4 protein-coding genes are annotated in these 4,842 nt (G+C 69.6%); 3 read left to right on the top strand and 1 reads right to left on the bottom strand.

Features of this window, described 5'->3' with window-relative positions; genetic code table 11:
• Positions 1 to 408 precede the first annotated feature (408 nt).
• On the bottom strand, positions 409 to 897 hold the full coding sequence (locus ACWD3C_RS47815; RefSeq protein WP_451154997.1) for a transposase: 489 nt from the start codon (positions 895 to 897) through the stop codon (positions 409 to 411).
• A gap of 60 nt (positions 898 to 957) precedes the next feature.
• On the opposite strand from ACWD3C_RS47815, the gene ACWD3C_RS47810 reads away from it, so the two are divergent.
• The 3 genes from ACWD3C_RS47810 to ACWD3C_RS47800 are packed head-to-tail and all read left to right on the top strand — an operon-like array spanning position 958 to position 4,693.
• Positions 958 to 1,389, top strand: a complete 432-nt coding sequence (locus ACWD3C_RS47810; protein WP_451154995.1) for a hypothetical protein — start codon at positions 958 to 960, stop codon at positions 1,387 to 1,389.
• A gap of 4 nt (positions 1,390 to 1,393) precedes the next feature.
• Positions 1,394 to 4,135, top strand: a complete 2,742-nt coding sequence (locus ACWD3C_RS47805) for a M64 family metallopeptidase (RefSeq protein ID WP_451154993.1) — start codon at positions 1,394 to 1,396, stop codon at positions 4,133 to 4,135.
• 3 nt (positions 4,136 to 4,138) lie between these two features.
• On the top strand, positions 4,139 to 4,693 hold the full coding sequence (locus tag ACWD3C_RS47800; protein ID WP_451154991.1) for a hypothetical protein: 555 nt from the start codon (positions 4,139 to 4,141) through the stop codon (positions 4,691 to 4,693).
• The last annotated feature ends 149 nt before the right edge of the window (positions 4,694 to 4,842 follow it).

Raw genomic sequence — 4,842 nt, 5'->3', positions numbered from 1 at the left:
TGTAGGCACACGGCCGACGCGCGAGTAACTTCCTTTCACCTGGTCAGAAGCGGTTCCCGGCTGCCCGTGTGTCCACCAACTGCGGAACCCCGGCGTCGACGTCACCTTCAGCCTGCACGAGGCCCCTGACCGGGCCGACCGCGACCGGCGAGCCAGCATCGCCCGGGCCGGCACCACGCCTTCACCGCCGCAGCCGGCCCTCTCGTACGGGCCTGAGCAGGGTCCGCGCCTGAGGCTGAGCGGCTCGCCGGGCTGGGGGCGGCGCCGTCGGTCGCGACATCCACTATGGCCAGGTGATGTCCTGATCTCCCGTTGGCCGGATCAAAGGCCAGTGGGCGGCCGAGGAACGTTCCGGCAGGTGTCGGCCCTCCCGTGGGGAGGTTGTCGTCCGTCACGTAATATACGTGCTCAAGATCGGCTCAGAGTGGGGAATTGGGTTTCGTGACCGCCGACAGTGTGCAGTGAGCCGTACCACAGGCAGGTGCACTCGGCGAGGAATACCTGCTCGGTACGTCCGTAGCGGTTGACGGGGGTGAGGGCGAAGCCGCAGGCGGCGGCCAGCTCGGCCGGGGTGCCCAGCCGGTCGCCCTTCAGCCTCGGCCGGCCGCGCCTGCCGTTGGGCGGCGGGGCGAGCGCATACAGCACCGCCGAGACCGACAGCCGGACGGTGAGGGTGACGTGGCCGGGAAGCTCCCGCAGAGCGCGTCCGTGGTAGGCAGCGTCCGCGACCACGTGCACACGGCGGCGGTAGTGGCACGCGGACAGGAACCGGATCATCTGCGCGGCCTGCTCGACCTTCGACGGGCCCTGCCCTGGGCAGTGCAACCGGGCGAGCACCGGCAGGCACACCGGCCGCGTGAGGAACGGCAGCTGACCGAGGTGTAGGGAGCGCTCCACTCGGATAACATCAGCATGAGTCGGATAAACCCGGACAAGTGCCAACCGATGGAGGCAGTGATGGCCGGTGAGTCCGAACGCGCGGCGGTCAATCCGCGGGAGTCGTGGCGCCTGACGTTCCACTTCGATGGCGAGTCGGTGCAGCTGCGCCGCAGGGAGCGCGTGCCGATGGTGGCACCCGCAGCGGTGGGTGAGCGGCCGAGAGGCGCGAAGCACTCGGGGGCGTGGGTGGAGATCCTCGACCAGCGTGGAGCGGTGCTCCACCACCGGCTGGTACATGACCCGTTCCGTGTCCGCGCGGAGCACCACTCGCCCGACGGACGGATCGAGGTCCACATCCGCCCGCCGCAGCAGACCGACTTCGAAGTCGTCGTCCCGGCGCTGGCGCAGGCGGATTCGGTGCGCCTGTGGGCGACCCCGCCGGACGAGGAAGAGCGCCACGGCCCTGCACGCGACCAGGGCCGTTTCCCGCTGTACGACCGCGAGGAGTAGTCGCATGGGCGCAAGCGACGGGAGCATCGGGGCGACCACCAAGGTCGTCGACCATGGATCGCCGTCGTCGCGTTGGGACCTCGTCGTGCTCGGCGACGGCTACCAGGCGACCGAACTGGCGAAGTATCACACGGACGTTCAAGCATTCATCGATCGCATCCGCGTGACCCCGCCGTGGGACGAGCTCTGGTGTGGCGTCAACGTGTGGCGCGTCGATGTCACCTCCACGGACAGCGGCGCGGACGAGCCGACGGACTGCGGCGGCCCGGGGACCACACCGCGGACGTTCTTCGACGCCACCTTCTGCAGCCCCTGGGGCGACACACGGCTGGAGCGGCTGCTCACGGTGGACAGCGCCCGGGCGGACGCCGCCGCCAAGGAGGCCGTGCCGTTGCGCAACCAGACGCTGGTCATCGTCAACTCCAGCAAGTACGGCGGTTCCGGCGGCTCGGTCGCGACCTGCTCCACGCATGAGGCAGCGGCGGAGATCGCGATCCACGAGATCGGGCATTCGGCCTTCGGGCTGGCCGACGAGTACGAAAACGGGGAAACAGCGTCCGGCACGGAGCCGCTGGAGCCCAACGTCACCTTCGACGCCAACCGGGCGACGAACAAGTGGCGGGACCTGATTGCGGCCAGCACGCCAATGCCGTCCTCCTGCAACGCCGACTGCATGGGCTGTGAGCCGCCCACCACACCACCCGGGCCCGGGGCGGTCGGCGCGTACGAGGGCGCGTTCTACTTCAGATGTGGCGCCTACCGCCCACTGCCGAGCTGCTACATGCGCGACTACGGCCCGTTCTGCCCGGTCTGCTCGCGCGTGATGCGGCAGACGCTGCAGCCGTTCCTTCCGCCGGAATCCGTCGCGCTGCAGACGCCGAGCCTGGATTTCGGCAACGTTCCGGAAGGCGTAGGGGGAGCCGGGGTGACGACCTTCCGCGCCGTCGTCTTCGAGGTGAGCACCTGCCGGCGTCTGACCTTCCGCATCCTCAGCGGCCCGACCGGCGACTTCACAGCCGCACCGCCCACGGCTGTCGACGTGTTGGCCGGGCCGTACTCGCCAGCCAACTATGCACGATTGTGGATTTCGTACACGTCGACCACAGCGGGCGCCACAGCAAGCGGCTCGGTCACGGTACAGCTCGACCAGACAGGGCAAACATGGACAATCCCGATCACCGCCGCGACAGTGCCGCGCCCGCGCACGGAGGTCGTCCTGGTGCTGGACCGCTCCGGCAGCATGGACGAGGACGCCGGTGACGGCACGACCAAAATCACCAAGCTGCGCGAGGCGGCAGGCGTGTTCGTCGATGCGATGCTGCCGGGGGACGGCCTGTCGATCGTCCGCTACAGCTTAGCGGCGCAGCGCCTCACCGACGTCACCGACGTCGGGCCGGCGCCTGGCGGGCTCGGGCGCACGGCGGCGCTCGAGCAGATCAACAGCCCTGCGCTGGATCCAGCGGGGTGGACATCGATCGGCGCAGGCGTGGGGGCCGGCCGCGCCGCGCTCGACGACGGCCAAGCCGCGGCCTCGCCGCCCTACGACGTCCAGGCCATGGTCGTCCTCACCGACGGGATGGAGAACACCCCGCCGACCATCGCGGCGGCGAGCGCTGGTCTCTCGGCGAACACCTTCGCCATCGGGCTCGGCCTCCCACACAACATCAGCGTCGCTGCGCTGCAGGCGCTCACCCAGGGCCACCAGGGCTACTTGCTCGTGACCGGGGCGCTCGACACGTCCCAACGCTACCGGCTCGCGAAGTACTTCCTGCAGATCCTGGCCGGCGTCACAAACGCTAACGTCATCCTCGACCCTCACGGTAACCTGCCCTTCGGTGCCGAGCACCGAATCCCCTTCGTCGTCAGCGAGGCCGACATCGGGCTCGACACCTTCCTGCTCACGCCGCACCCCGAGATCATGGACTTCACGCTCGAGACCCCGGACGGCACGCGCCTCGACGCGTCCACCGCTGCGGGACTTGGCACCGGGGACTACGTCGTGGGCGGCGACGTGGCCTACCACCGGCTGGTGCTGCCAGCGGTCCCGGACCCGGCCGTCGCCGCCCACGAGGGGGTGTGGACCGCCGTCCTGAGGCTGCGCCGCAAGCCGCACGCCCGCCTCACTCGCGTGGAGCCGACAGGCAGCCAGGCAGTTGCGGGCCTGCCCTACGACCTGCTCGTGCACTGCTACTCGAACCTGACCTTCCAGGCCGAGGCGCTGCAGGCCAGTCTGCTCCCCGGGGAGCAGGTGCGGCTCGTCGCTCGCATCCGCGAGTACGACGTCCCGGTCGAGGACCGAGGGACGGTCTGGGCGGAGATCCGGCAGCCAGGCGGCGGCCAGCAGTCGGTGACTCTCGCGCCAACACCTGGCGGGGACCACGTCGGAGCCTTCACCACCACGTCGCCCGGCCTCTATCCCATCCGGGTACGCGCCCAGGGTGAAACGCTCCACGGAAGCCGCTTCACCCGCGAGCAGGTGCTGACGGCCGTAGCGATCGACGGCGGCGGTCATCCGCCGGGCCTCGGGGAAGGCGACGCCCTGGTCGATCTTCTCTGCTGCCTGGTCTCCCATCAGGCAATCCGTCCGGAGACCTTCGAACGCTGGGGCATCGATCCGGAACTGGCCCGCCGCTGCCTGGAGCGCCTGTGCGAAGAACACCGTGCCTCCGATCGGGAGGCCCTGACCTGTGATAGCCCCGCTTCCAGGTGCGGAAACCCCCGTGCCCCCCGCAGGCCCGGCATCTGAAAAGTGTTGCACCGCGGCGCCGCGCTCCACAGCACAAGGCGCGGCGCCGCCGCGGTACTCGCGGGCCATGTGGAGCCGACCCAGATCAAGGCGGCGGCCGTGCAGGCCCGCAAGGCCGCGCAGTTCTTGTCCGCCGAGTACGGCGACGGCGTCAACCTGGTCCTCGGGGTGAAGGCACTGCTGGAAGAAGTGGTGTGGGGCGATGAGGAACGCGCCGACGATGCCGAGCGGGCCTGGGAGCGCTTGGGCCTCCACCTCGGGTTCGTGAGCACCCGGCCGGAGAAGCTGTACGGCACGGGTCCGGACAACCTGTGGGCACTCTCGGTCGCACGGCAGGCCGTGATCGAGCTGAAGACCGGGTGCGACACCGACACGATCGCCAAGAAGGACGCGGACCAGTTCGGCGGCAGCATCCGCTGGCTCAACAAGAACAACCCCGAGGTCAAGGCCCTGCCCGTCATGGTGCACCCCAGCCGCGTCTGCGACGCCAAGGCCTGCCCGATCTTGGTGGTTAATTCCAACTGCCGTGCTTTGGCGCCGAGTTGGCGGGCGTCGTGATGACTGGCGGAGTCGGTCGTGGGTCTGCCCGTGCGCCAGGGGTAGCAGCGCGACGAGCAGGCGGTGGACCATGAGCGCTGGTGATCACTCGTGGGTCTTCTCGGATCGGAGCGTGTCGTGTCGGTGCAGCCCCAGCCTTGGCCTCAGCC

The sequence above is a fragment of the Streptomyces sp. NPDC002845 genome, assembly GCF_053591955.1.
This window is presented reverse-complemented; position numbering and strand designations above follow the sequence as displayed.

Excerpts from the sequence above, each read along its gene's own strand:
- ACWD3C_RS47810 (WP_451154995.1), top strand. The coding sequence starts at position 958 with ATGGCCGGTGAGTCCGAACGCGCGGCGGTCAATCCGCGGGAGTCGTGG.
- ACWD3C_RS47805 (WP_451154993.1), top strand. The coding sequence starts at position 1,394 with ATGGGCGCAAGCGACGGGAGCATCGGGGCGACCACCAAGGTCGTCGAC.